The sequence below is a fragment of the Labilibaculum sp. DW002 genome, assembly GCF_029029525.1.
Taxonomy (GTDB): Bacteria; Bacteroidota; Bacteroidia; order Bacteroidales; family Marinifilaceae; genus Paralabilibaculum; species Paralabilibaculum antarcticum.
In genome coordinates this window covers 2,411,153-2,437,385 of record NZ_JAKJSC010000001.1, presented here as the reverse complement: position 1 = coordinate 2,437,385, position 26,233 = coordinate 2,411,153, and the positions used below count along the sequence as shown (strand labels likewise).

Sequence of the window (26,233 nt, the reverse complement as noted above, 5' to 3'; positions counted from 1 at the left end):
CTTATCTGTCTTGTTTGTTAAAATTGAGTTTGATTTGTGATAAAAACAAACCGCTTATCACAATTGTTATTCCAACCATTTTTTGGAGTGTAATAACTTCATCGATTACAAAATAGGCGAATATTGCTGTAAAGACAGGAATGGCATTAATAAAAATGTTGCTTTTTGTAATGCCTAAATAGTTCAGACCATACGTGAAAAATATGAAGGCTAATGATGAAGCGAATATGGCTAATTCCAATATTGAAATCATTACTTCGGTAGTTGGTTTTGCCGCAATAAAGTGTTGGTAATCAAATGTGAAAAATAAGGGCAGAAAGAAAAAGATTCCCAAAAGGTTTTGATAAGATATAAGACTTACAGGATTATATTTTGCGGCCAGTTTCTTCAGTACTATAGAATAGCCCACTGCAGCTCCAACAGCCAGAAACATTAACGCGATGCCAAGTGGGGAAGCAATTAGGTTAAAATTTTTATTGAAGATGATGACAGATACACCAATAATGGATATGATAATACCAACAACACCCATAATTCCAATTTTTTCCCGATGAAAGAAATAGGCGGCTACGGGCGAGAACAAAGGGATTGTTGAAATGATTACAGCACCCAAAGTGGATGAAACCAATTTTAAGCCAAAACTTTCGCCCATAAAATAAAGGAATGGTTCGAAAAAGGCGAGTAGCAGCAGTTGCATTCGATCTTTTTTCTCAATCTTTTCGATGCGCTTAAATCCTTTGCCTATCACAAACAATAGAATCGTTGAGATAATTAAGCGTAAAATAACCGTTGTTATGGGATTGTATACTGTGTAAACAATTTTCACCCATACAAAGGAAAAGCTCCAAAATAGCATAGCTAAAATGATGCTGCCATAAATTAAAAGGGACTTTTTATTCATATTTCGCTTCAGAATTTTGTGCGAAAATACAGATAATAATTGAGGTGATGAGGAAAAGTATAATGTTTCCTTAAACTGCTATTGGCCCGTTGACTTATATTTGTTGTTGATGGTAGTTTTAAGTGTAAAATATCAATTGTGTAACTTTACCAACCAATCTCCTGGTTCGGTGATTTCAAATTCAAAAATGGCTTGATATCTCAATGTGTTGAGTTTGTTCATGGTCGCATAACTCACTCTTATGATGACTGGAAATTTAACAAATTCATAACCAATTGAATTCCCCAAGTTTGTTTCTTCTCCACTTGTAGCATTAATTGAAAGATTTGTAATAGTGTTATTTGTTCCGCCGCTTTGTAGGAAGTTAATGAGTACTCGATTGTGGATTTTTCCTAGCTTTTGGAAACTATGTCTCTCAATACTGGTTTTAGTAATCACACTAGGCGCTTTGGGTTTAGGGCCCAGATACATATCCTCTTTCCATAGTCCATCCAATATACTATCGCGATCTGCTAATTTTAGAGTTAATTTGCCATTTCCATTTCGTTTACCTTCTATCCAACCTCCGGTATAGATATCTCCATTGGCCCAAGTGTAGGTGCCTTTACCGTTTGGCCATCCTTTTGTAAATTTACCTGTATATGAATCTTTCCCAATGGCTGTTCCTTTGCCGTGAGCATAGCCTTTTTTACATTTCCCAATGTAAATACTATCTATTTCGTGCAGCAATACCTTGCAGTTTTCTTGCGCGCTAATAAATTGTGATAAACTTAGGAAGAGGATAAATGGTAAAATGAATTTCATGTGATACTTTTTATGTGATAATGATAATTTGCACAGTGCCATTCTTGTTTTCAAAATAAATTGTAATCCATGCGTATTGTGATGAATTGTTAATGAATAACCATTAGTAGCTTCTTTCTTATGATATTCCAATTATTTAGAAATTTGTGCTAAAAGGTTTTCATGTTTTTAAAATCTATACTGTAAACTGTTGGAAATGAACTAAAGTACAAAAATGACTAGGTAAAACCAAACATAAGAAAGTTTTGAACTAAATTAATTAGATGTTAAGGTGTCTTTTAATGCTGGAATTCTATTTTAATGGAAGTTCAGAGAGGCTGCCATTTGATAGTATTTAAGTATAATGCAATAAAAAATACATATTAATAGGTGTTTTTGACACAGATTAAGGTTTCAGAACGTGGCTTTCCCTATCAAATATTCATTTAATTCGTTTAGATTGTGTTGTGAAAGAGAGTCCTTGTTGACCCATGGTAGAGTTCATAACTCCTTCAAATAAAGGTTCTGGACAGTTCTCTGGAATTTTCCATTCAATAATAAAATTGGAGCCCGTTCCACCTTCGATATCAGCTTCGTCAATTATAATTTCCGTTGTTTCCATTGGTGCTAAATAGATTGGCTTATTAAAATATGTTCGAATAGATTTTCCGTGAGTGTCAAAATATTCTGCTTTTAGTAAGAATATAGTATCTGAATCACTTGTGTTACGCATGCTTGCCATTGCAGTCAAGTTGTGAGTTTTATGTTCAGAATTACTGTAGATTTGCGAATAAATAGAAAGATATGATTTCCCATATTCCAAAGAGGTCTTTGTGCTGATATCAATCGTTCTTTTGGACCAGTTTTCTGGATTTATAGAGCTAATTTCTTTATTATGGTTGCATCCGATGGTTAATGCTACAATCAGTATGAATAGAATACGATTTTTCATTTTGCTCAGCTTTTAATGGGTAAGGTATTATTTTTATTTAGTTGTCTATAAGGTTCTAACTCTCGGATAACATGCAATTGTTACAAAAGCTGCTTTCCTGAGAAAATTTAATTACTTAAGATCTGTTAAATATGTCATGCTAATTTAATAAAAAAAGCAAAGATTTTGTTTTTAGAAGGGATTGTTGTTTTGAATAGGGCCGTGTCTGGTTATGGAGATGGAAGTAATCTAAAGGAATAATAACAAAAAAAAACGCAAATGACAGATAATCTGTAATTTGCGTTTTGTTTAGGGTGAAAGACCGGGTTCGAACCGGCGACCTCTGGTACCACAAACCAGCGTTCTAACCAACTGAACTACATTCACCATTTTTCTGTAGTGCGGTGCAAATATAGAGAATTCTTTAGTTATTCTCCAAATTTATTTTGAAAAAAATATGAAATAATATTCCGAAAAGATTATAAACTCTACCTTTGCAGATAGTTAACTAATTTAAAAAAAAATGGATTTTTTTATCGACAACAATGAGACAGAGGAATTGTTTCAGGAAATTTTCAAAAAAATTCAAATTCTTCGTAATGGTGAGACTCATCATGAAATGAAAAAATTTGGATTGAATTATCAAAAAGCATTAGGAGCGACTATCGTTAATCTGCGAGAAATTGGAAAAGAATATCAGCAAAACCATTTGTTGGCACATAAACTTTGGACCAAAGGATTTCGTGAATCGAAAATCTTGGCAAGCATGCTAGAAGAGCCAGATAAGGTTACCGAAGAACAATTGGAGCGCTGGTTTGAAGAAATGGATTCTAATGAATTATTAGAACAAGCTAGTATGAATCTTTTCCAGCATCTACCAAATATTCAAGATTTGGTTTTTGATTGGATGAAAAGTACTAATCCTTCGAAGCAAGTTTGTGCAGTTATGACAGTGGGACGAATTGCGATGAGAGATTTAGAAGAGCAGGATGAAATGTATTCTGAATTTATTGATTTGTTGCCGCAAAAATTTACGGATAACTACCTTATGAATCAGGTGAAAAGAACTCTTGGTAAAATGGTTAGAAAAGGAGAACCACTGGTTACACGTGTTGTAGCATTGGTGGATGAAAGGAAGAAAAATGATACTGACTGGAGTGATATTTGGGACGATCTAAAATATGAAATCGAATTGTAGTCGTTTTTTTTAAGAATTTTTAAGATCTGATATGACTTTTTAATCTAGGAAAAGAAGATTAAAGAAAGTAAATTTGAATCATTATTTAAGAATAGATTTAAAGAGAAATATACATATGAGGTTTACTAAAAGTTCAAATCCTGTTTTAGGCGATAAAATATTTTCCAGTTTAAGAAACGAAGACTACAGCGAGTCGATGACCGTTAATGGAACGATTAATAAAATTGGATTGTCATTATTTTTTTTGGTAGCTGCAGCAAGTTACACATGGGGTTTATTTGCTAACTCGGGCAATTCAGCAGTTATTATGCCTTGGTTAATTGGTGGTGCCATTGGTGGGTTAATTTTTGCTTTGATAACTTCATTTAAACCTGTTTGGGCTCCTTATACAACTCCCATTTATGCATTATTGGAAGGTTTAATGTTGGGTGGTTTATCAGCATTAATGAATTCGTATTATCCAGGTATAGTAGTGCAAGCAGTGGGTTTAACCTTTGCAACTTTATTTGCGATGTTGTTTGCCTATAAATCGGGATTGATTAAAGTAACGCAAAAGTTTAAAGCAGGAGTTGTTGCTGCAACAGGTGGTATTTTTATTTTTTACATGCTGAACTGGATTTTGGGAATGTTTGGATTTGGATTACACTTTGCCAACGATTCTAGTTTAACCAGTATAGGTATTAGTTTATTTATAGTTGCAATTGCATCGTTGAATCTTGTGTTGGATTTTGACTTTATAGAAAAAGGTGCTCAGCAAGGTGCACCAAAATATATGGAATGGTATGGTGCTTTTGGTATCATGGTAACTTTAATTTGGTTATATGTAGAATTGTTGCGATTACTTGCAAAGTTGGCAGGTCGCGATTAATTTTGTAATATAGTAAGACCCAAATAACTAAACTACTTAAATAAACGACTCGAGTGAATATAGTTGAAGTTTTAGATCAAAAACAACGAGTGAAATTTTTAGACATAGCCAGAATCATTTATAAAAATGATCCAAATTTTGCTTGCCCTTTAGATGGTGAGATTGGAGGCATATTTGATCCTAAGGAGAATTCTTTTTTTAAGCATGGTGAGGCTATCCGTTGGATTCTTACCGATGGTTCGGGGAAGGTTATTGGACGAATTGCAGCTTTTATTAACACGAATAAGGCTTTTAGTTTTGATCAACCAACAGGTGGTTGTGGCTTTTTTGAGTGCATCAAAGACAGAGAGGCTGCTTTTTTGCTTTTTGATACAGCAAAAGAATGGTTGAAAGAGCGTGGTATGGAAGCTATGGATGGTCCAATCAATTTTGGTGAGAATGATAACCACTGGGGCCTGTTAGTTGACGGATTTTTGCCACAAGGTTATGGTATGCCATACAACAAAGCTTATTATCAGGAGTTCTTCGAATCGTATGGTTTTCAAGTTTTCTTCGAACAGTATAGCTATCATGTTGATCGATCGAAACCATTCCCGGAACGATTTGCAAAAATCGCAGAGTGGATATCTAAAAAGCCGGGTTTTGAATTTGAGCATTTTAAGTTTTCTAATTCGGAGAAATATATACAGGATATTATTGAGGTTTATAATGAGGCATGGAAGTTTCATGACAATTTTACACCAATAGATATTGAAGATATCCGTAAAATAGCACGTGAAGGGAAAGGTATATTAGAGGAAGATTTTATTTGGTTTGCCTACCATGAAGGAAAACCTATTGCTTTTTTCGTAGCCATGCCAGATATTAATCAGGTTTTGAGAAAGATGAATGGTAAGCTTGATTTCTGGAATAAGTTGAAATTCATGTATTTGCTTAAACGAAAAACCATTACTCGTACTCGTATTACGATTATGGGTGTTGTGCCAAAATATCAACGATTCGGTATTGAATCAGCTATTTTCTGGAAAATGGATAAGGCCATAAAAGCTAAGAAGCAATATACCGAGGTTGAATTATCCTGGGTAGGTGATTTTAATCCTAAAATGATATCGATTTATGAGTCGGTTGGAGGGGTTAAAATGAAGACTCATTATACCTATCGCTACCTTTTTGATAGGAATGTACCCTTTAAAAGAACAGCTATTATCCCTCTGGAAAACAGAGGAACTAAGGCTTCTAAAGAATAAAGACAATAAAAGTTAGATTCTTGTGTCATTTTTTTGCAAAATAAATTACAATATTTACCTTTGCAGTCCATTGGAAGAAGATTATAAGAAATTTTAAAGAGAATAAGATGAAAGAAGGAATACATCCTAAAAACTACCGTCTAGTAGCTTTTAAAGACATGTCAAATGAGACTGTTTTTATTACTAAGTCAACTGCGAATACAAAAGAGACTATCGAGATTGACAATGTTGAATACCCATTAGTAAAGCTTGAGATTTCTAACACATCTCACCCTTTCTATACAGGTAAGATGACTCTAATCGATACTGCAGGACGTGTTGATAAGTTTATGAACAAATACAAGAAGTTCAAAAAGTAAGATCAAAAAAAAATTACTATACAAGAAAAGCCTCGAATATTCGAGGCTTTTTTTTATTTTTGATCGTACATAGAATCTACAGAGGATACCTTTTTAGATTAAAATCACTACTACAATGAACTATATTCTTTTTGATAATGAGGCGTGGAATGATTTACGTCCATTAACTTTTACTCGTCCTGTTGCGGAAATTCGTGTTGGAATTCTTACGATTCGTGAAAAATGGGAAAAGCGTTTAAATGCAAGTTTTGGCTTTCTTACTCAAAAATACTTATCTGTAAAATACCAAAAGGTAGTTGAGGATGAAAATGTGATGATTAATGGATCAATTCTTCCTAATTCGGATTTGATTTCAGCAATCCAAAATTTAAAGCTTGGAGAATATCTTGCAAAAGAGAATTTGATTATAGCGGCTAAGCTTTCTGATACTGATGTTAATCTGGTTAAAGAAGAAGCTATATCTGAAAAAATAAAGATAGAATACAATAAGGAGATTGTTAGAATTGCAATGCCTTACGATATATTTGGTTTAAATGATTTTGCTTTAAGAGAGGATTTTGAATTCTTGACTAAAGGGAGAAGTTCACAAGTCTTAAGTGATACCGTTAATGTTCTTGGGAAAGAAAATATATTCCTTGAAGAAGGAGCCAGCGTTGAGTTTGCGACCTTGAATGCAAAAGAGGGCCCAATCTATATTGGAAAGGATGCTGAAATAATGGAAGGCTCATTGGTACGTGGACCATTGGCCATGTGCGAACACTCTGCTTTAAAATTAGGTGCAAAGGTATATGGAGCTACAACTCTGGGACCTTACTGTAAATCGGGAGGAGAGTTGAGTAACGTTGTCTTTTTTGGCTATGCCAATAAAGCTCACGATGGTTTCCTTGGTAATGCAGTCATCGGAGAATGGTGTAATATTGGAGCTGATACCAATAACTCTAACCTAAAGAACAACTACTCTGAGGTAAAACTATGGAATTATAAATCGAACCGATTCAATAAAACGGGCTTGCAGTTTTGTGGAACAATCATGGGAGATCATTCTAAATGCGGCATTAATACCATGTTGAACACCGGAACTGTCATTGGTGTAAGTGCCAATGTGTATGGTGCAGGTTTCCCGCGTAATTTTATTCCTTCATTTTCAATGGGAGGGAATCATGGTTTTCAGGAATACCGCTTAAAGGCTGCTCATGAGGTTGCTCAATTGGTTATGCAGCGTCGGGGTATAGAGTTTGATGAAGCTGAAAAAGATATCATGACAAATGTGTTTGAGATGACAAAAGATTTCAGAAAGTCATTTTAAATCATAATAAAATAACATGAAATGAGTCTTATCTGTGAATGATGAGACTCATTTTTTATTTTGGCATAGCAATTGCCTACTTAAGACTAGCCAATTATTTTTGGTCGGAACGGACATTTTGTCATTTTAATGCGATGAAATACTTGTTTCCAAGAGAAGATAGTAAACAGAATATGACAAGCGAAATAATGAGTAGTAAGATAGAAATCAATATAGGAAGTATGGGTCTAACCAATTTGATGGATGAAGACTCAGATTTTATTCCAATCATCGCAGACGAGGATGAAAGTGCCATTGATGAATTCGAGGTGCCCGATAGTTTGCCGATTCTACCCCTTCGAAATACAGTACTTTTCCCGGGTGTAGTCATTCCAATCACTGTTGGCAGAGAAAAATCTCTGAAGCTGGTTCGTGAGGTTTATGCAAACAAAGGGCTTTTAGGAGCTGTTTCTCAAATCGACTATGAGGTTGAAGAACCAGAAGTTGAGGATATGCATAAAATTGGTACCGTGGCTCAAATCATTAAGATTTTGGAAATGCCTGACGGAACCACAACGGTTATTCTTCAAGGAAAGAAGCGTTTCGAAATTGAAGCGATGATCTCAAATGACCCATTTCATGTTGCCAGAATAACAACACTTAAAGACATTCGTCCTGAAAAAGAGGATAATGAGTTTAAGGCTTTGGTAGGTTCGATAAAAGATATTGCCATTAAGGTTATTAAGTTGAGTCCTCAGATTCCGAATGAGGCCACATTTGCCATTAAAAATATAGAGGGATCATCATTCTTAATCAATTTCATTTCTAGTAACTCAGAGATAAAACACACTCAGAAGCAAAAATTACTTGAGATTGATGAGATTGGTAATAGAGCCATGAAGCTTTTGGAGTTATTGGTTCGTGAGGTGCAGGTTTTGGAATTGAAAGATGATATTCAATCTAAGGTGAAAACCGATATGGATCAGCAACAACGTGAATACTTGTTGCATCAGCAAATGAAAACCATTCAGGATGAATTAGGCGGAACTCCTAACGAACAGGATGTAATTGATTTGGAAGAAAAGGCAAAAGATAAAAAGTGGACCGAAGAGGTTGGGGAAATTTTTGCAAAAGAGTTAAAAAGTTGCAACGCTTGAATCCTGCAGCTGCTGAATATTCAGTTCAACTGAACTATTTGCAAGAGATGATTGATTTGCCATGGAATGAATATACCAAGGATAATTTCGATTTAAAGAATGCTCAGAATGTGCTGGATTCAGATCATTTTGGTTTGGAAAAAGTAAAAGATCGTATCATCGAGCACTTGGCAGTGTTGAAACTTAAAGGTGATTTAAAATCGCCAATCCTGTGTTTGTATGGCCCTCCTGGTGTTGGTAAAACGTCTTTGGGTAAGTCTATTGCAAGTGCACTTGATAGAAAATACGTAAGAATGTCATTGGGTGGTTTGCACGATGAGGCAGAAATTCGTGGGCACAGAAAAACATATATCGGTGCGATGCCAGGCCGAATCATTCAGGGAATGAAAAAGGCAAAATCATCGAATCCGGTTTTCATTCTTGATGAGATTGATAAGGTTGGTTCAGATCATAAAGGTGACCCATCATCAGCTTTATTGGAAGTTTTAGATCCGGAGCAGAACAGTGCTTTTCACGATAATTTCCTTGATGTAGATTACGACTTATCTAAGGTGATGTTTGTAGCTACTGCAAATAATGTTGGTGCTATTTCGGGCCCACTTCGCGACCGTATGGAGATGATCGATGTTAGTGGCTATATCACTGAAGAAAAAACGGAGATTGCTAAGCGTCATCTGATTCCAAAGCAACTGGAAAACCATGGAATTACTTCGAAAGATGTGAAAATATCTAAAGAGGTTATTTCTGAAGTGATCGATAAATATACTCGTGAATCGGGGGTTAGATCTTTGGATCAACGATTGGCTAAAATCATGAGAAGAATTGCCCGTAAGGTTGCAATGGACGATAAATATGAGGTTTCTATTAGCGTAGAAGACTTAAAAGAATTGTTGGGAGCTAAGATGTTTAGCCGCGATAAATATCAGGGGAACGAATTTGCAGGTGTTGTAACAGGTTTAGCCTGGACATCGGTAGGTGGTGAGATTCTTTATGTCGAGTCTAGCTTGAGTCCGGGAAAAGGTAAGCTAACACTTACAGGTAATCTTGGTGATGTAATGAAAGAATCAGCTCTTTTAGCTCAGGAATATCTAAGAGCTCGCGCTTCTCAGCTTGAGATTAAGAAGGAAGCTTTTGATAATTGGAACCTTCATATTCACGTACCACAAGGTGCTATTCCAAAGGATGGACCATCGGCAGGTGTAACTATGATTACTTCTATCGCTTCTGCTTTTACTCAGCGTAAGGTGAAGAAAAATCTGGCTATGACAGGTGAGATTACTTTACGAGGTAAAGTGTTGCCAGTTGGTGGAATTCGTGAGAAAATTCTGGCAGCTAAGCGTGCTGGAATCAAAGAGATTATTCTTTGTCACGAAAACCAAAGAGATATTGATGAAATTAAACCCATATATCTGAAAGGACTTAAATTCCATTTTGTTGAAGATGTGATGGAAGTTCTTGATATTGCTTTGATGAAACAGAAAGTAAATGCTCCTTTAAAAATATAATGGATTGAAAAATTAAGGAAAGGCTTTCGAAAGAAAGCCTTTTTTTATTTTGGTTTATTGATACCGTAAAATTTCTTACTTTTAAACAGAATCTACATTTTACAAACAAAATTGTTTGCCTAATTATGAATGAAAAAGGAAAATATTTTATTGTCGCCCTTGGTTTAATCTTATTGGGGCTTCTGTTTTGGTATTTCAGTAATATTGTAGCTTATGTTTTAATTTCGGTTGTTCTTTCCTTTATTGGGCGTCCGGTTGTTAATTTTCTGAATGGATTGAAAATTAAAAAATGGCAGGTTCCGTCTGCCTTGTCGGCAGGTGTAACCTTACTTTTGTTATGGTTCATAATGATCATGTTCTTCAGAACATTTATACCAATGGTAGCCTCTCAGGCACAGGATTTATCCAATATTGATGTAAATGCTGCTGCTCAAAGTTTAGAAGAGCCAATTCAGAAATTAGAAAGCTTAGTTGTAAAATATTCTGCCGATGGCGAAGCCTTTAATTTAAAAGCTGTCTTAGTCGAAAATATCACATCATTTGTGAAGATATCTGATGTTTCTTCTATTTTTGGTTCGCTTGCAGGTACGCTTGGAAATATATTTATTGCCCTGTTTTCGATCTCTTTCATTACCTTCTTTTTTCTGAAAGACAGTAGTTTGTTTACTGGTGGAGTTGTGCTTATGGTTCCTGCTAAGCACGAAGAAGGAGTTATGCATGTGTTAGAGTCGATTAAGAATCTTTTGATGCGTTATTTTGTCGGCTTGTTTTTCGAAGTAATTCTCGTAGGGTTCATGGTAACCATTGGCTTAACCATTGTAGGCTTGCCATTTGGAACAGCTGTTGTTATTGGTTTGTTTGCTGGTATGATGAATGTGATTCCTTACATTGGCCCGATTATAGGTGCATGTTTTGGTATGATCATTGGAATTGCTACGAATTTAGATGTTGATTTTTATGCTGAAATTCTTCCATTGCTTGGGTATATGGCTATTGTGTTTGCTGTAGTTCAGGTAATCGATAACATTTTGTTTCAACCTTTGATCTATTCAAATAGCGTTAATGCACATCCGTTAGAGATATTTATTGTAATCATTATGGCTGGTAGCATGGCTGGTATTTTGGGAATGGTTTTAGCCATACCCACTTATACATTGATTCGTGTTATTGCAAAAGAGTTTTTTAATAAATATCGATTCGTTAAAAAATTGACGGAGAAAATTTAATATTTGCAAAAAGGATATAAATGAAAAAAAACAATCAGTTTTTTAAGGTTTTATTAGTGATCATAGCTAGTTTAGTATTTTCATCTTGCGATACTGAAAGTATGAAAAAAATTCCTGTAGATCAATTTGTTGGTAATTGGGAATTGCAAGGAAGATCGATGTTAGATGGAATTAGAGTATCGATTAATAAAACGGAAAGTGGCGCATTGCTTGGTAAGATTACTGAGATTAACCAAAATAAATATGTGAATTTCTTTATGAAACCTGGTGATGTTTTGGTTAGTAAAATTAAAAGGTCTTCCAATTCTGAATTTAGGTTAACAGAAAAGAAGATAGGTAGCGATTTGTTTTCAACTTATGGATTGGGTACGAGTAAAGAATTTAAAGTCGAATTTATCGATAAAAATACAATCAAATTAGGATCGAGTATTGTTTATAAGAGGATTAAATGATTTGGAGATCATAAATATTATAAAAAAATCCTGATTCGTAAGTGAATCAGGATTTTTTATGTGAATGACTATAAGTCAGATGCTAATTTTATATGCTCGAAGCTGCAAAGTGCTTTTTAAGGATATTAAGTTCCTCTTCAAAACCTAAATTTTCACCTTCGTATAATTTCATGATTCTTTCATCTTTAGCAATCAATTGTTGAGGTAACTCCAAATGTTGATTGGTGAAAATCATTTCCATGTCTGGATTTTGAGTTTGCATTATCTCAACTAGATCCATAATTGATTTGTTGTGTTCCGATAGGTTGTACACGCCAGAATCTAATTTTCCACCCAATAAATTAGCCAATATATTTGTTGTTTTATCGAGAGAGATAAAAGGACGTTTTTGATTTCCACTTCCATGAATAGAGATGCGTCCAACAAAATGGGAATCGAATAGTAGGCTATTTAAAATTTCTTTCATGTTCATGCTTACACCATATCCGAAAACATTACCCAAACGAATAATTTGCGTATTTACTTTCGACATAATGCGTTCAACATGTTGTTCGCCTCTTAATTTTGAGCTTCCTAAGGAAGTTGATGGTTCTGGGTTTGTATAAACATTAAATTCATCATCGGAATACCCATAAACAGCTGTAGAACTAACATAAACCAATTGTTTTACATTACTTTCTTCAATAGCGTATACCAATTCGGCTGTTCCCCAATTGTTAACCTGTTCGTGAAGGTGATGAAGCTTATCGCTGTCCGTATTTTCAGCAGCAAGATGATAAACCACGTCAACATCTTTTACAATTTTATCAAGTGTTCTTGAATCTAAAAGTTCTCCCTTTACAAAGGTTAATTTGCCAGGTTTTATTTGTGAGTGTAAAAACAAATTGAAATTAGCCTGATGCAAATTATCGAGTACAATAATTTCTTTCACTTCAGGATTCTGGTTCAATTTTATGCATAGCTCGGTTCCAATGTATCCCGCACCACCTGTTACTAATACTCTCATTGTGTGTGTATTTTAATTTCGACTCGCGATCTAAATTTATTTTTTATCCTTTTTAACAACCAAATCGGTATTTAAACCACATTCGGTTTTTTTCATCCCAAACCATCTGGCCGAACGATCATCACCCAAAATCATTTTTCGGGTACACGGTTCACAACCGATACTATCGTAGCCTTTAGCTTCAAGCGGATGACGAGGTAAGTTATGCTCTTTAATGTATTTGTAAATTTCTTGTTTACTCCAATCTAACATCGGGTGAAAACGAATCACATCGTGCGGGGCAGCTTGTTCAATTTCCATCGCTTTTCGCACAGCAGATTGATCGGCTCTAACGCCATTAATCCAGACATCATGATCTGCTAAAACACCATCTAAAGGTTGCACCTTATTTAGGAAGCAGCAATAGTCAGGGTCAGATGTGAAAAGAAAATTGCCTTTTGCATCTTTTTGTTGTGCTTTCGGTATCGATGATTTAGCATCAATAATATTTAAGCCAAATTCTTCTGCAATTCGATCTTTAAATTGAATTGTTTCTGGGAATAAAAATCCAGTATTAATAGAGTACACAGGAATTGTATTGTCTATTCTGCTGATAATGTGAAGCAATACTAAACTGTGTGATTGAAAAGATGAAGTGGTAAACATCTTCTTTCCTTCCGCTTTGTACTGTTGTAATTTATTTTTTATGCTTTCAAAATCCATTCTAAAATCCTTTTGCCTTTTAATTTACAAGGCTAATTAATGTTTGTGTAAAGGACTGTAAAGATACTAATAAAAATTGCAAGTTTGTGGGGAATTGACTTGAGATCCAGTTCAGGATTTTTACTATTTAATAGGTTGATGTTCCTATTCGTATTCCTTACTTACAGCAATTGTAATTTGTTTTACAAGTGAATGGATAAATCAGATGTAAGCTAACTTAATGTGGGTTAATGGAAGCTTTTAAAGTGATATTTGTGCTGGTACTAAGATTATTGTTTTGTTAAGTTGTAATGTTTATTTGCATCTGCGTTTTGAATGTTATAAATTCGTTAATTAATAATGCGTTGTGATTGTTTGTGGTGATTGATGTTGGGATGTGTGCATTTGATTTTCATGTATTTATTTTATTGTGCTAATGACTATTTATTTAACTAACAATATAATGAACTTTCTTGCGAAGTTTTCTTTCGTTTTTTTATTCATATCCTTTTCGGGAAATCTTTTTTCACAGGATAAGTTGAAGGTTCCTAAATACAAGAACCTAGATAGTTTAAAAATTGAGATTCAAGATTTGCTTTTTGAGAAAGGTGAAATTAAGGATTCTGAGAGAGCAATAAAATTGGTTGTAAGGAATCGAAAACTATTCAAAAGTGAATATGGTGATTACCTAGAAATTCTTAGAAAGAAAATAGAAGTAGATATTGACAGTATAAATTTACCTGAGATCTATTACCGATTAGGCGTGAATCACAGGTACCAGCATGTTTACGATTCGGCTAAATATTATTATAAAAAAGCTTTGCCTTATTCTCATAAGAATGAAGATCATTATCAAATTGGACGTATTTATAACGAGTTGGGCGTTGTTTGTCGTAAAACCGATCAAAATCAAGAAGCAATTAACTACTTTGTTTCGTCGATAAACAGTACCAAATACAGTAATAATTTATATGGAAAAGCAATTGCCGAAAATGGTATTGGCAACATTTATTTGGTACAAAAAGAGTACAAAAAGGCACTTTCCTATTTTAAGGAATCGCTAAAATATGGAATTAGTAGCGAAAATAGTTTTCATTTAGAGTTGAGTTATGGAAATGTAGGAGAAGCATATATGTTTCTTAATGAAACCGATTCAGCTAATTATTACATACATAAGTGTTTAGATTTAGCCAAGAAACGAAACTACCCTATGAGTCAGGGGATTTGTTACCAACTTCTTGGGCAAGTTGATATGTCATTAAAGAACTATTCTGAGGCTTATTCTCATTTTGAAAGATCTTTAAGCATTCAGCGAGAGATAAAAGACAAACGATATTTGAGTGCAATTTTAATTCATCATGGAACTGCTTGCGCTAAATTAAAACGCTATAAAGAGGCAGAAAAGAATTTGTTGGAAGGAAGGGCGATTGCAGAAAAAATTCATTCTCTTGATAATTTAATTCTATGTAATCAGACGCTTTACAATGTTTATTCTGAAACAGAAAGGTATAAGGAGGCATGTAACTCTTTATTACAAACTAAAATTTACACCGATTCCCTATACAATTCAGAGACTTCACAGGTTCTTAACGATTTGGAGTTCAAGTACCAATCGGAGAAAAAAACACAACAAATTGAATTGCTTAACACTCGAAATCAATTGATTGGTGAGTCGAAGAAAATGCAAAGAAATCAATTTGGCGTATTGCTTTTATTATTTGGAGGCTTAGCGGCATTTTTTTACTACCGATACCAAAACAAGCAAAGAGTTACGCGAGAATTGCAAAGTATCAGTAAAATGAAATCGAAATTTTTTAGTAGTATCTCTCACGAATTTAGAACTCCTTTAACGCTTATAAAAGGGCCAGTTGAAAAGCAATTAAGAAAATCAGAAAGCGATGATGATCGAAATGATTTAAGTCTGATATTAAGAAACTCAGACCGTTTGTTATCTCTGGTTGATCAATTGTTGAGTTTGTCGAAGATTGATGCAGGACAATTTAAAATTTCAGCCCAAGAAGGTGATTTGGCCACCATATTGAAAGGGATATCAAATTCGTTTAGCTACCAAGCATCCGAGAAGAATATCAATTACCAGTTAGAGGTTAATGATTCTGGAAAAGTTTGGTTCGATCGAAATATTGTTGAAATTATCATTACAAATTTACTTTCAAATGCTTTTAAATTTGTTCCTGGCAATGGAGAGGTTCAGCTAAATGTTATCGCTTATAGCGATCACTTAAAAATTGCAGTTCGTAATTCTGGTTGTACACTTACAAATGAAGAATTGTCGCATATTTTCGATCGTTTTTATCGCGCAGGAGAAAATGAAACGCAAGGAACAGGTATTGGATTGTCTTTGGTTAAAGAACTTTGTACGCTATATCGTGCTCCTATTAAAGTAAGTTGTTCCAATAGTCAAATAATCGAATTTAGCTTGGTGTTGCCAACTACAAAAGAACACTTTAAATCGAGTGAAATATCATTAGTTCCAATTGTTCAAGGGCCTGTTCAAGAAATTATAGAAGCGCCTAATAATAAGGAAGTAGAAACAGAAAAGAAATTAGCTGATCTTCCAGTACTTCTTATTGTTGAGGATAATCCTGACATGAGAAAGTACATCAAAACTTACTTTGTTCATAAATACAAGGTCTTAGAAGCCGAAGATGGGGAAATAGGAATAAAAATGGCATTTGACTATATTCCTGATTTAATTATTTCGGATGTGATGATGCCTAATATTAGTGGCGTAGAGCTATGTACATCTTTAAAATCAGACCATAAAACCAATCACATTCCGATTATCTTATTAACTGCTAAAGTGGGAGATGATAATGAATTGGATGGTTTAAATTCTGGTGCTGATGATTATATTGTGAAACCATTTAATGCTCAGGCTTTGTTGGTTAAAGTGGAAAGGTTGATAAGTACTCGAAAAGAATTACAAGAGAAATATCAAAAGGAATTGGTAATAAATCCGTTAAACTTGGTTTTCGAATCGGAAGAGGAAAAGTTTGCCACTTGCTTACAAGAAGTGTTAGAGAAGCATTTACCCGATCCTGATTTTTCTGTCGATCAATTTTGCGAATTAACGTGTATGAGTAGAACCCAATTGCATCGTAAGTTAAAGGCATTGACTGGTTTATCTGCAACTGCATTTATTCGAACTCAGCGCGTTAAATTAGCTTCCGAACTACTCTTAAAACCAGAAATAAGTATTAGCGAAGTTTGTTACTCAACAGGTTTTAATGATACTTCCTATTTTTCGAAATGTTTTAAAGAGATTCAAGGCTGTACTCCTTCTGAATACATGAAAGAACATACAGTTAATAGCTAGAAAAAAAATGTACTAATTTAAAATGGCTCACCTATCGTGAGCCATTTTTTTTGTGCCTTGATTTTATGGCTAGCTACCTATTCAAAAGGATTAGTAGGTTGATTTTTGATTCTATATATGGAATTCATTTTAGAAGAATACGAGTACTAATTTTTATTTGTAAAAGTGATTTCTGTCGATAATTTGCAATTTCAATTTTCTCCTACTTATGCGATAATTGTAATGTGACTCTTGTAACTGTTTGATATTTAGTGATTGGAACATTTGTACAATTAGATGGAACATTTGTAATACTTCTTTTTAGCATTCCTTATTTATAGCTAATTATTTTCTTGATAAATTAATTCTTAATACGCATTAAAGTGCAGTTGTTGAATGAGTTGCGTTGATGGTGATGAGCGGATTCTTGTTCCCTTATTTCAAATTTAGAGAATTTTATAGAATATAATAAATGTTCCCGATTTAATGATTATTGTTTATTTGGAGGCTCATAATAGGCTGATAGTTAATGCTTGGAACATCTATGCTTGTGTTTGAAACATAGCTTCTATTTAAAAATGTAAACCCGCCATACATTTACATTGTAATCAAAACCAAAAAATGAACTCATGAAAAAACTAGTCTTTCTTTCTTTATTATTTACACTAAGTATTACAATACTAAATGCACAAATTGTAGATCCCGAAAAAGTTGCTAAAAAACAAGGCACAAAACGAACTAATAGAAAAATAGAAAAAGGAATTGATAAAGGCTTTGATAAATTAGAAGAAGGTCTCGGACGTCTCTTTGGTAAGAAGAAGAAGAAGAAAAAGAAACAGGAAGCTGAAGCAAAGAAAGAAGCAGCTGAAAATGCGAATCAAAATTCTTCTAATTCAAAAGAGAATATTGAAACGAGAAAACCAAATAAGCCAAATGTGGTTTGGAATAAATTTGATTTCGTTCCTGGTGACAAGGTCATTTTTGAGGATGGTCCTAATATAATGGAAGAAAATGGTGAATTTCCAAGCCGATGGGATTTAAAGGAAGGAAATGTTGAGATCGCTCAAGTAGATGGTGAAAATGTTATCTATTCAATAGAGCATGGATCGATTGTTCCTTATTTAAAAAATTCGAAAGAGGACTATTTGCCAGAGGTATTTACGATTGAATTTGATGCTTTTTTTAGTGCTGGATCCTCAGGAAGATATTTTATAAATTTTTTCGATAAAAAAAATCAAAGGAATGATAGCAATAAAACATTATACATATATGTGAATAGCTTAACGCTAGGTGAAAGTTCTGCTAATTATCCTGGTAAAAATAGAGGAAACAGAGATGATATTGGAGGTTGGCGTCATATATCAGTTGCTTTTACAAAAGGTAAACTAAAGGCTTATATGGATGACACCAGATTGATAAATATTCCTCATTACGAAAGTAATCCAACAGGATTGACGATTGAAATGGAAAAATATTCATCATCTGATTACGAGAAATACATAAAAAACATTCGCATTGCTAAAGGTGGTGTAAAATATTACGATCGTATTCTACAAGATGGTAAGATTATTTGCAATGGAATTCGTTTCGACACAGGAAAATCTACAATTAAACCTGAAAGCATGGGAGCCATAAACAAAATATTTCAATTGATGCAGAAACAAACTGACCTTAACTTTAGTATTGAAGGACATACCGATAGTGATGGGGATGATGCATCAAATAAAAGATTATCTGAAGCAAGAGCTAAGGTGGTAATGGAGAAATTGATTCAGATGGGAATCTCTTCCAACCGATTAAGCTATGCTGGATTTGGAGAAAGTAAACCTATTGACAATAACAACACCAGCGAAGGGAAAGCCAATAACAGACGTGTTGAATTCGTGAAAACAGAAGGCAATACTGCTTCTTCTAATTCAAACTCATCAAGTAATTCAATTTTTAACTCATTAGATCGAAATGCCATTGATACCAAAATGAGAAGCTTAGAAAATGGAAACATTCAAGTTGCGAATCAATCAGGAGTTGTTTTGGGGAATGGAACAACAATCATTTATGGTACTTCAGATGGGAATCTCGGTAAAATGGAGGTACTGAATGTTGATGAAAATGACAACTATAAACTGACTGTTAGATATGTTACCTACAATGATGATGGATCTGTGCACAGTAAGTCGAATAACTTGGAAATTGGCGGAACCTACACTTGTGATTTGGATGAAGGAAACACAGAGAATTTAATGAGCTCAGAAGAAGATTTTTGGTTGAGCAGATCAGGGGCCAAAGAGGCTAAAATTGAACAAATGGAAAATACAGGTTTTTATGTCGTTCCAAACTAATAAACTTGAATTTAGAATAAGAAATATATCAATAATAAACTGAATTATGAAGAACACATTAAAGTACCTAAGCATATTATTTTTTGTTACTGCATTTGTTGCGTGCGATAAAGATGATGATTTGGAAAGTAAAGATATTAAGCGATACAATGTAGAATCGGGAATGGTTACCTATGCTACTGCTATTTCGGGTCCTTATGTAAATGGCTCGGGTACCAACCAATTGTATTTCGACAAATGGGGAGCACTTGAATTGAAAAATGAATTAAGTAGTGAAACGGTTATTACTTATCTGCCAGATGGAACTGAGGAATCAACAACAAAAGATGCTCATAATACATATAAGATTGACAATCAAAAAGTATATGTAGTTGATTACAAGGAAGGCTATATTATTACCAAAGATGATCCATTAATTGAATACATGCGTCAGAATGATTTAGATGCTTTGGAAGCTGGAAAAGAAATGTTAGAAAAATTGGGTGGTGTTCAGTTAGCTAATGAAAAAGTTTTAGGCTACGACTGTGAAGTATGGGAGCTTTTGGGCATAAAGCAATGGATTTACAAAGGTTTAACGCTAAAAGTGGTTACCAATCTGGCTGGAATCACAATTATAGAGGAGGCAACAAGTATCCGTTTTGATATTCCTGTAGCTGATAATTATTTCGATTTACCAGACTTTCCAATGAAAGATATTAATGATTTGTAAGTCATCAGTATTCTAAATTCAAGTGCATTTTTAATCCATAAAGATACAGCTATGAAACAAGCTTTTATCATCATGATTTGCCTTATGGCATATAGCTCTTTATTCGCTCAAACTGAGGAGAAAAAAGACGAGGGAGATAAAATCCAGGAAGTTTACATGAAGGCGAACAAAGAAAATATTGACGCTGCAAAACCGCTGATCGATTTTCTTTTAAAGTACGATGAAAAGGACAGCACAAAAGCACCTGATCAAAATGATTTTGATCAACTTTTAAATCAAATGGGTGTAATGGATGAGGTGAAGAATGATAAAAGTGGTTTAAGCAAAGAGGATGCTTTTCAATTCATTAATGCCTACATCAACGCAGATAAAAATATTGGAAAACAAGAAGCAACTAAGCCGAGTTCAGATACTGAAAGTGAACTGCAGAAAGAATTGAAAAAGGCCGAAAAGCTATTTGAAGATTCGATGCCAGAGATCGAAAAGTTGATGAAAGAGGCAGAAAAAGAAGCTGAGAAAATTAAAACGAATCCGAACCTTATTCCTTATGGTGATTTTAGAAAAAAAGCCAAACAAATGAAGCCTGAGTTAAGTGAAAGTGAAATTAAGGCTGCTTATGATGATTTGATGAAGACTTTAGGAAATACACATTAATCTTTAAGAAAATGAAAAAGTTAACATTTTTATTAATAGCAATAATGGTATTGGCCGTTTCTGCTAATGCTCAAGAAGTTGAAGGTAGCTGGTTGGTTACTAAAATAGTTGTAGGAGATAAAGTACATGAACCATTATTTGTGTTGGAATATAATGCCGAAGGATCTGTAATAACGCAAGGAATTAATGTAGGCACATGGTCGCATAACAAGAAAGAAGAGAAGTTGATTATGGAGTCAAGCATGGATAAAGATTTTGGAGGAGATTGCAAGATCATAAGCCTTAATCAGAAGAATTTAAATTTTGAAAAGAGTGGTGAAAAATGGTTTCTATCCAAGCTCGATATGGATCTAATAGCTAAGCAAAATTCTGAATCTGGTCTTATCGGGTCTTGGGAATTTGCTGATGAGGAAAATGAAGATGTAACAAAAGTCTTGACTTTTGAAGCTCCAGATAGTTTTACCCTTATAGAGAAACAACCAGGAATGGAATCGACAAATGGTGGAATGTGGATTTATAATGAGCAAGAAAAAAGTCTGTTAGTCCTTTCTCGACGCATAAAGATTAATGGTAAAAACAAAATTCATAAAATCAATGAAAATGAATTGCTTTTAGAAAATTCAGGAGAGGAAATTATCATTCGAAAGTTAGCTGATAACTCAAGTATGATTGAAAGATTGAATTTTACGGAAGATGATTTTTTCGATGAAAATGGGAACTATAAATATGATGGTGAAGAAGGAAAATTACCATGGACAGATTCTTTTGAAATGTTGATGTCCTTAGTTAACACAAGCCAATTAGAATACAATTTTTCAACATTAGTTGAAGGCACAGACGTTTTTGAAACTAAGGAATTGATTGCCGATGTAAAGGCCGATAAAGAGGAACAAACGCTAAGTATCGATTTTATTTTTTATGGATACGATAGATACAATTTGCCTGACGATACTCAACTACCACCAAACAAATTGGATATGAGTTACGGGAATCAATTTTTTCCACTCGGAGAGGAATCTTTTCGAGTTGTAGGAAAAGAAGATTTAGAAACTGTTTCGGGTACTTACAATTGTACAGTTGTTGAATCGACAGGATCGAGCGAACAGAGATATAAACTTTGGATGATTAACGATAAGCCAGGAGTATATGCTAAGATTATTGAAGATAAAGAAGGCATGTTTGGGCATTATCATATATATGAATTGAAATCTATTAATACTAAATAAGTAAGCTATGAAACAATCATTATTTATTCTTTTCGCAATTGTAATTGGATTCACTTCTTGTGATAAAGTAAAAGATTTAAAGACAAAAGATTTCTATGATATCGAATTATCGAAGAAAACATTAGTAACGGTTAATACCGTTAAAACAGCCAGTTTAAAAATGGAAGAAACTTTTCCATTCTCAGAAACAATTAATCTCGATTTTGCTGATATAAGTGAGATTAAAGAGTATTTAAACAAGCTTGAAGCTGTTGATGTAACATCAGTAAATTGTACAATTACTGAATTAACTGGTGGTGAGGTGAGATCTTTAAATGTTAGTGTACCAGACTTGGATTTCGACTTCGATATTCCAACGGTATCTTTAAATCAACCTCTTTTCGTGAATTTCACAACAGAACAATTAGATGCAATTGCAAACACATTGTTACTGAATAAAAAACTACAAATTACAATCACAGGTGCAGTTACCGAGCAGCCAGTAAGTTTCAAAATCGAAACAACTGCCTTGGTAGATGTCGAAGTGGAAATTCTATAAGCCTAATTAAATTTTTTAATAACTAGTAAAAAGTAATCAAAATGAGAAACAAGTTAATTTTAGTATGCGCAACTGTGCTTTCAGTATTTTTCAGCCTAACAACTCAAGCACAAGACTCAAAAATTATGGCCGGAGCTGGTCTTAAGTATGCTACAGATATCAGTACAATGGGTATTGAAGCTAAGGGTGTTTATTTGGCAAGTGATACATGGGAAATTGCTCCTGCATTTACTTACTATTTCAAGAAGAACAATGTAAACTGGTCTACATTAGATTTTGATGGACATTATGTGTTTTCATCAGATGACAAAAGTACATTTTATGCTATTGGTGGTTTAAATGTGACTTTCTGGAAATTCAAAATGGACGGTGTAAGTTCTGGAAGTAGTGAGCTTGATGAAATGTTCGGTGGCTTATCAGATTTAGATGCTTCTGGTAGTGATGTTGGTGTAAACATTGGTGTTGGTAGTCGTTTCGCCATTTCTGATAAGATGTATTTTAACGCAGATTTGAAATATACTATTGGTAATGCTAACTATTTATCAGCTGGCGTAGGTGTACTTTATCATTTTTAAATAATTGTAAATAACTACATACAGTTATCAATACTTCCTGTTTGGTCTTTAAACAATTCACTTTACAACCTTAAAAAACCTTTCAACCATAGATTCAAACAGGAAGTTATTAAAACTTTTAGCAATTTATTCCACTACCATATTCTTGTTTTCACAGATAGAAAAACCGTTTAATAAAAAATCAAAAAACCATGAAACAAACAATTCTGATTTTAACTTGTTGGATGTTGAGCTACGCTAGTAGTGCACAACAGAAAATTCAACAATATGCCGTTAAATCTGGTCATGTTGAGTACGAATTAAGTGGAAATACTACGGGCACCAAATCAATCTGGTGGGACAACTATGGAAGTTTATCTAGAACGGAAACCAAATCGGTAAGTGTAACTAAGATGTTTGGAATGAAAACCGAAACCAAAACGCATGATATTCTTATTATGAATGGTAAACAGTTTTGGTCAGCTAATTTAATTGAGAATACGGGACAGAAAGGAAACCTTCCTTATTATCAGGAAATGGCTAAAATGACTGAGAATATGACCGAAGCTGAAAAACAAAAGATGGGAAAAGATCTTTTAGAAGGTTTGGGTGGTGAGATTATTGGAACAGAGAATGTTTTAGGAAATAAATGTGAAGTTGTAAAGTTGATGGGAGCAAAATGCTGGGTTTATAAAGGCGTTACCTTAAAATCAGATGCCAAAATGTTGGGCATAAAAGCTATGGAAAGAGCTGTTAAGTTTGATAAAAATATCAGTATCTCAAAAAGTAAATTCACTCCTCCTTCAAATATAACTTACGAAGATCAAAGTCAATATCAACAACAAATGTTTGGTGGTATGGATAGCGGTAGCTTCGAAGACGAGGATTATGGTGATGATGATGAGGATATGGACTTAGTTCCTGTGAAATATCCGTATAGCAAATTTGAGAAGCTAGCCAATGGGTTTGAGTACAACAGCTACCGAAAAATGATGGTAATGAATACCAACGGTACGTACAGCGCTATGTTTATGAAAGGAATGAGCGAAAACCTAGCTGTGGCAGCTACCTCTCGTAAGAATGGAAATCCTGGTCAAATGGGAAATTTAGAAAGCTTTTCTTACAAAGGAAAGAAATGTATGTATGGTAAAATGGATGATGACGATGGCATTTCGTTAATCGTTGATATTTCAAATTACGACACCTACATTATTCTTGTATCAAGTACTGAAAAAAGTAAAAGTGAGATGCTTTCAATTTTTAATGAATTTCATTTCTAGAGAAATCTAATTAAAACGCACAATCATGGAATCAAAACAAAGTTCAATTTTTGCCAGTTTTATTTTCGCGCTCATTTTTATCGTTGGAGGATGGCTTTTTTACAATCATGTAAGCCAGACGATTGTAGATGAGGCAAATGCATCTAAAGATTGGCCAACAGTTCAAGGGATTGTAAATTTCTCTGACATAAGAAGTTCAATAAGCGATGGTACTGAGATGTATAGTGTCGATTTATCATATGCCTACACAGTGCAAGGTGAAAATTATACAGGAGATAGAATCTCAACGATCGCGACCAGTACGAGTAGTTTTTCCGAAGTAGATAAGGAATTAAGCAAATATCCAGAAGGAGAATTGGTAACTGTTTATTACAATTCCGAAGCGCCTAGTATTTCGATGTTAGAGCCAGGTGCTGGCTTTTTTACTTACGTGATAACCTATGGTCCACTTCTTTTCTGTCTTGTTGGCTTGTTGATGCTTTTACAAGTACTTAAAAAAGTTGGATTGTTAATGCTTGCGCTTTTTGTAAGTATGAAAAATTAGGATATCAACAACTTGTTAATAACTCAAATAGATAAAAAACCTTAAAACAAAAAACTCATGAAATCACACGAAATAGATTACACAATTAAAGGTCACGATATTCAATTGGTAGAAATAGAATTGGATCCAAATGAAACGGTAATTGCAGAAGCTGGAGCGATGCTTTACATGAAAGAGGGAATTGATTTTAAAGCAAAAATGGGTGATGGTTCAGAACCTGAAAAAGGATTGTTTGGTAAACTTCTTTCTGCGGCTTCTCGCAAGATCACAGGAGAATCAATTTTCATTACTCATTTTACTCATCAAGGTGTTGGTAAAAGTCAGGTTGCATTTGCAGCTCCTTATCCTGGAACAATTGTACCATTGGATCTAGAGCAAATGGGAGGAACGGTAATTGTCCAGCGCGATGCCTTTTTATGTGCTGCCTTAGGAACTAAAATCAGCATGCACTTTAACCGTAAATTGGGAGCTGGTTTCTTTGGTGGAGAAGGATTTATTCTTCAGAAATTACAAGGAGATGGTAAAGCTTTTATTCATGCAGGAGGAACTTTAATAGAGCATGACTTAAATGGAGAAACCTTAAGAGTGGATACTGGTTGTGTGGTTGGATTTCAGGAAGGTATCGATTTTAGTGTAGAACAAGCTGGTAATTTAAAGTCGATGGTTTTTGGAGGAGAAGGATTGTTTTTAGCAACGCTGCGAGGAACAGGAAAAGTATGGTTGCAATCAATGCCAATTAACAAGTTGATAAGTCAATTGAGTACAGGGAGTTCAAATAGCCAAAAAGAAAGTAGTAATGGAATTTTGAACAGTTTATTGGAATCGTAACAGCAGGCTAAACTTAAAAAAATGATAAACATCGAATATTTAATCGACAGAGTTAAGCTTGTAATTGTTAATCCTAAAGCGGCTTGGGAAAAAATCAGCAATGAAGAAATTCAGCTCAAAGATTTTTTAACAAGCTATATTCTTCCTCTTGTTTTGATTCCAACCATTGCCTCCTTTATTGGATATGGATTGATTGGAATGGGCAGTTATTTTCAGGTTGCTTCGTTTAGTTGGGGATTGCATCAAGCTATTTTGGCATTCTTAGGTGCTTTTTTAGGCGTATTAATTAGTGCTTTTTGCATTCATAAATTGGCGGCAAGCTTTCACACTCATGTTAGTTTGCCAAATGCAGTCAAGTTAGTCGGATATGCTTATACACCAAGTTGGTTGGCAGGAGTTTTTTACATGGTGCCTAGCCTGTCGATTTTAGGCTTAGTTGCAGGAATTTACAGTTTGTACATTCTTTATTTAGGATTTGTTCCGGTAACCAATGTGGCTGAAGATAAAAAGACAAATTATTTTGTTGTTAGCCTTATTGTTGTCATCGCGGTGTCTGTTTTGTTGTCGCTTGTTATTGGAGCAGTTCTACTCGCAATTGGCTTAAATACTTATTAAATAAAAAATCCGGAGGCTGTAACCTCCGGAA

Annotated in this window: 25 protein-coding genes and 1 tRNA gene; 20 read left to right on the top strand and 6 right to left on the bottom strand. The window is 34.3% G+C overall.

What is annotated here, in order from left to right; all coding sequences use genetic code 11:
- Window position 1: 1 nt before the first annotated feature.
- From L3049_RS09630 to L3049_RS09615, 4 genes are all read right to left on the bottom strand, one after another.
- Window positions 2-901, bottom strand: coding sequence for a DMT family transporter (locus L3049_RS09630; RefSeq protein WP_275109593.1), 900 nt, complete (start codon window positions 899-901; stop codon window positions 2-4).
- A 132-nt stretch (window positions 902-1,033) separates the two neighbouring features.
- Entirely contained in the window at window positions 1,034-1,705 is a 672-nt protein-coding gene (locus L3049_RS09625; RefSeq protein WP_275109592.1) for an MORN repeat-containing protein, read from the bottom strand.
- Window positions 1,706-2,126: 421 nt separating this feature from the next.
- Window positions 2,127-2,636 carry a DUF3124 domain-containing protein gene (locus tag L3049_RS09620; protein WP_275109591.1) on the bottom strand — a complete coding sequence of 170 codons (510 nt, stop codon included), beginning with the start codon at window positions 2,634-2,636 and terminating at the stop codon, window positions 2,127-2,129.
- 291 nt (window positions 2,637-2,927) lie between these two features.
- Window positions 2,928-3,003: transfer RNA gene (locus L3049_RS09615), tRNA-His, on the bottom strand.
- 135 nt (window positions 3,004-3,138) lie between these two features.
- Here L3049_RS09615 and L3049_RS09610 point away from each other — a divergent pair.
- From L3049_RS09610 to L3049_RS09570, 9 genes are all read left to right on the top strand, one after another.
- On the top strand, window positions 3,139-3,813 hold the full coding sequence (locus tag L3049_RS09610) for a DNA alkylation repair protein (protein ID WP_275109590.1): 675 nt from the start codon (window positions 3,139-3,141) through the stop codon (window positions 3,811-3,813).
- 115 nt (window positions 3,814-3,928) lie between these two features.
- Entirely contained in the window at window positions 3,929-4,681 is a 753-nt protein-coding gene (locus tag L3049_RS09605) for a Bax inhibitor-1/YccA family protein (protein ID WP_275109589.1), read from the top strand.
- Between the two features lie 53 nt (window positions 4,682-4,734).
- Entirely contained in the window at window positions 4,735-5,928 is a 1,194-nt protein-coding gene (locus L3049_RS09600; RefSeq protein ID WP_275109588.1) for a GNAT family N-acetyltransferase, read from the top strand.
- 107 nt (window positions 5,929-6,035) lie between these two features.
- Window positions 6,036-6,287 carry a type B 50S ribosomal protein L31 gene (locus tag L3049_RS09595; protein WP_275109587.1) on the top strand — a complete coding sequence of 84 codons (252 nt, stop codon included), beginning with the start codon at window positions 6,036-6,038 and terminating at the stop codon, window positions 6,285-6,287.
- 115 nt (window positions 6,288-6,402) lie between these two features.
- Window positions 6,403-7,593, top strand: coding sequence for a GlmU family protein (locus tag L3049_RS09590; RefSeq protein WP_275109586.1), 1,191 nt, complete (start codon window positions 6,403-6,405; stop codon window positions 7,591-7,593).
- Window positions 7,594-7,634: 41 nt separating this feature from the next.
- Entirely contained in the window at window positions 7,635-8,729 is a 1,095-nt protein-coding gene (locus tag L3049_RS09585) for an LON peptidase substrate-binding domain-containing protein (protein WP_275109585.1), read from the top strand.
- Window positions 8,672-10,234 (top strand): endopeptidase La, encoded by a 1,563-nt coding sequence (gene lon, locus L3049_RS09580; RefSeq protein WP_275109584.1) that lies wholly within the window; start codon window positions 8,672-8,674, stop codon window positions 10,232-10,234. Before L3049_RS09585 ends, lon begins: the two co-directional genes overlap by 58 nt.
- Before the next feature lie 125 nt (window positions 10,235-10,359).
- Window positions 10,360-11,460: an AI-2E family transporter gene (locus tag L3049_RS09575; RefSeq protein ID WP_275109583.1), complete on the top strand. Its 1,101-nt coding sequence runs from the start codon at window positions 10,360-10,362 to the stop codon at window positions 11,458-11,460.
- 20 nt (window positions 11,461-11,480) lie between these two features.
- Window positions 11,481-11,912, top strand: a complete 432-nt coding sequence (locus L3049_RS09570; protein WP_275109582.1) for a hypothetical protein — start codon at window positions 11,481-11,483, stop codon at window positions 11,910-11,912.
- Window positions 11,913-12,000: 88 nt separating this feature from the next.
- Here the strand turns inward: L3049_RS09570 and L3049_RS09565 are convergent, their stop codons facing one another.
- Window positions 12,001-12,918: an NAD-dependent epimerase/dehydratase family protein gene (locus tag L3049_RS09565; protein WP_275109581.1), complete on the bottom strand. Its 918-nt coding sequence runs from the start codon at window positions 12,916-12,918 to the stop codon at window positions 12,001-12,003.
- 36 nt (window positions 12,919-12,954) lie between these two features.
- The gene (locus L3049_RS09560) at window positions 12,955-13,620 is read right to left on the bottom strand and encodes a phosphoadenylyl-sulfate reductase (RefSeq protein ID WP_275109580.1); all 666 of its coding nucleotides are present in this window, start codon (window positions 13,618-13,620) and stop codon (window positions 12,955-12,957) included.
- Window positions 13,621-14,062: 442 nt separating this feature from the next.
- Here L3049_RS09560 and L3049_RS09555 point away from each other — a divergent pair, with 442 nt between their 5' ends.
- The 11 genes from L3049_RS09555 (at window position 14,063) to L3049_RS09505 (ending at window position 26,202) form a co-directional block, all read left to right on the top strand.
- Window positions 14,063-16,936, top strand: a complete 2,874-nt coding sequence (locus tag L3049_RS09555; RefSeq protein ID WP_275109579.1) for a tetratricopeptide repeat protein — start codon at window positions 14,063-14,065, stop codon at window positions 16,934-16,936.
- A 608-nt stretch (window positions 16,937-17,544) separates the two neighbouring features.
- Window positions 17,545-19,254, top strand: a complete 1,710-nt coding sequence (locus tag L3049_RS09550; RefSeq protein ID WP_275109578.1) for an OmpA family protein — start codon at window positions 17,545-17,547, stop codon at window positions 19,252-19,254.
- A gap of 46 nt (window positions 19,255-19,300) precedes the next feature.
- Window positions 19,301-19,963, top strand: coding sequence for a hypothetical protein (locus tag L3049_RS09545; RefSeq protein ID WP_275109577.1), 663 nt, complete (start codon window positions 19,301-19,303; stop codon window positions 19,961-19,963).
- 51 nt (window positions 19,964-20,014) lie between these two features.
- On the top strand, window positions 20,015-20,617 hold the full coding sequence (locus L3049_RS09540; protein ID WP_275109576.1) for a RasGAP domain-containing protein: 603 nt from the start codon (window positions 20,015-20,017) through the stop codon (window positions 20,615-20,617).
- Window positions 20,618-20,628: 11 nt separating this feature from the next.
- Window positions 20,629-21,843: a hypothetical protein gene (locus L3049_RS09535; protein ID WP_275109575.1), complete on the top strand. Its 1,215-nt coding sequence runs from the start codon at window positions 20,629-20,631 to the stop codon at window positions 21,841-21,843.
- Between the two features lie 7 nt (window positions 21,844-21,850).
- Complete coding sequence (locus L3049_RS09530; RefSeq protein WP_275109574.1) at window positions 21,851-22,381, top strand: hypothetical protein; 531 nt, start codon at window positions 21,851-21,853, stop codon at window positions 22,379-22,381.
- 41 nt (window positions 22,382-22,422) lie between these two features.
- Window positions 22,423-22,956 carry an outer membrane beta-barrel protein gene (locus tag L3049_RS09525; protein ID WP_275109573.1) on the top strand — a complete coding sequence of 178 codons (534 nt, stop codon included), beginning with the start codon at window positions 22,423-22,425 and terminating at the stop codon, window positions 22,954-22,956.
- 191 nt (window positions 22,957-23,147) lie between these two features.
- The gene (locus L3049_RS09520) at window positions 23,148-24,215 is read left to right on the top strand and encodes a hypothetical protein (protein WP_275109572.1); all 1,068 of its coding nucleotides are present in this window, start codon (window positions 23,148-23,150) and stop codon (window positions 24,213-24,215) included.
- Window positions 24,216-24,240: 25 nt separating this feature from the next.
- Complete coding sequence (locus L3049_RS09515) at window positions 24,241-24,759, top strand: DUF3592 domain-containing protein (protein WP_275109571.1); 519 nt, start codon at window positions 24,241-24,243, stop codon at window positions 24,757-24,759.
- Between the two features lie 57 nt (window positions 24,760-24,816).
- Window positions 24,817-25,587 carry a TIGR00266 family protein gene (locus L3049_RS09510; RefSeq protein ID WP_275109570.1) on the top strand — a complete coding sequence of 257 codons (771 nt, stop codon included), beginning with the start codon at window positions 24,817-24,819 and terminating at the stop codon, window positions 25,585-25,587.
- Window positions 25,588-25,608: 21 nt separating this feature from the next.
- Entirely contained in the window at window positions 25,609-26,202 is a 594-nt protein-coding gene (locus tag L3049_RS09505; protein WP_275109569.1) for a Yip1 family protein, read from the top strand.
- Window positions 26,203-26,233: the final 31 nt, after the last annotated feature.

Coding starts and splice junctions, on each gene's coding strand:
- L3049_RS09630 (WP_275109593.1), bottom strand. CDS start 901: ATGAATAAAAAGTCCCTTTTAATTTATGGCAGCATCATTTTAGCTATG.
- L3049_RS09625 (WP_275109592.1), bottom strand. CDS start 1,705: ATGAAATTCATTTTACCATTTATCCTCTTCCTAAGTTTATCACAATTT.
- L3049_RS09620 (WP_275109591.1), bottom strand. CDS start 2,636: ATGAAAAATCGTATTCTATTCATACTGATTGTAGCATTAACCATCGGA.
- L3049_RS09610 (WP_275109590.1), top strand. CDS start 3,139: ATGGATTTTTTTATCGACAACAATGAGACAGAGGAATTGTTTCAGGAA.
- L3049_RS09605 (WP_275109589.1), top strand. CDS start 3,929: ATGAGGTTTACTAAAAGTTCAAATCCTGTTTTAGGCGATAAAATATTT.
- L3049_RS09595 (WP_275109587.1), top strand. CDS start 6,036: ATGAAAGAAGGAATACATCCTAAAAACTACCGTCTAGTAGCTTTTAAA.
- L3049_RS09590 (WP_275109586.1), top strand. CDS start 6,403: ATGAACTATATTCTTTTTGATAATGAGGCGTGGAATGATTTACGTCCA.
- L3049_RS09585 (WP_275109585.1), top strand. CDS start 7,635: ATGAGACTCATTTTTTATTTTGGCATAGCAATTGCCTACTTAAGACTA.
- L3049_RS09575 (WP_275109583.1), top strand. CDS start 10,360: ATGAATGAAAAAGGAAAATATTTTATTGTCGCCCTTGGTTTAATCTTA.
- L3049_RS09570 (WP_275109582.1), top strand. CDS start 11,481: ATGAAAAAAAACAATCAGTTTTTTAAGGTTTTATTAGTGATCATAGCT.
- L3049_RS09565 (WP_275109581.1), bottom strand. CDS start 12,918: ATGAGAGTATTAGTAACAGGTGGTGCGGGATACATTGGAACCGAGCTA.
- L3049_RS09560 (WP_275109580.1), bottom strand. CDS start 13,620: ATGGATTTTGAAAGCATAAAAAATAAATTACAACAGTACAAAGCGGAA.
- L3049_RS09555 (WP_275109579.1), top strand. CDS start 14,063: ATGAACTTTCTTGCGAAGTTTTCTTTCGTTTTTTTATTCATATCCTTT.
- L3049_RS09550 (WP_275109578.1), top strand. CDS start 17,545: ATGAAAAAACTAGTCTTTCTTTCTTTATTATTTACACTAAGTATTACA.
- L3049_RS09545 (WP_275109577.1), top strand. CDS start 19,301: ATGAAGAACACATTAAAGTACCTAAGCATATTATTTTTTGTTACTGCA.
- L3049_RS09540 (WP_275109576.1), top strand. CDS start 20,015: ATGAAACAAGCTTTTATCATCATGATTTGCCTTATGGCATATAGCTCT.
- L3049_RS09535 (WP_275109575.1), top strand. CDS start 20,629: ATGAAAAAGTTAACATTTTTATTAATAGCAATAATGGTATTGGCCGTT.
- L3049_RS09530 (WP_275109574.1), top strand. CDS start 21,851: ATGAAACAATCATTATTTATTCTTTTCGCAATTGTAATTGGATTCACT.
- L3049_RS09525 (WP_275109573.1), top strand. CDS start 22,423: ATGAGAAACAAGTTAATTTTAGTATGCGCAACTGTGCTTTCAGTATTT.
- L3049_RS09520 (WP_275109572.1), top strand. CDS start 23,148: ATGAAACAAACAATTCTGATTTTAACTTGTTGGATGTTGAGCTACGCT.
- L3049_RS09515 (WP_275109571.1), top strand. CDS start 24,241: ATGGAATCAAAACAAAGTTCAATTTTTGCCAGTTTTATTTTCGCGCTC.
- L3049_RS09510 (WP_275109570.1), top strand. CDS start 24,817: ATGAAATCACACGAAATAGATTACACAATTAAAGGTCACGATATTCAA.
- L3049_RS09505 (WP_275109569.1), top strand. CDS start 25,609: ATGATAAACATCGAATATTTAATCGACAGAGTTAAGCTTGTAATTGTT.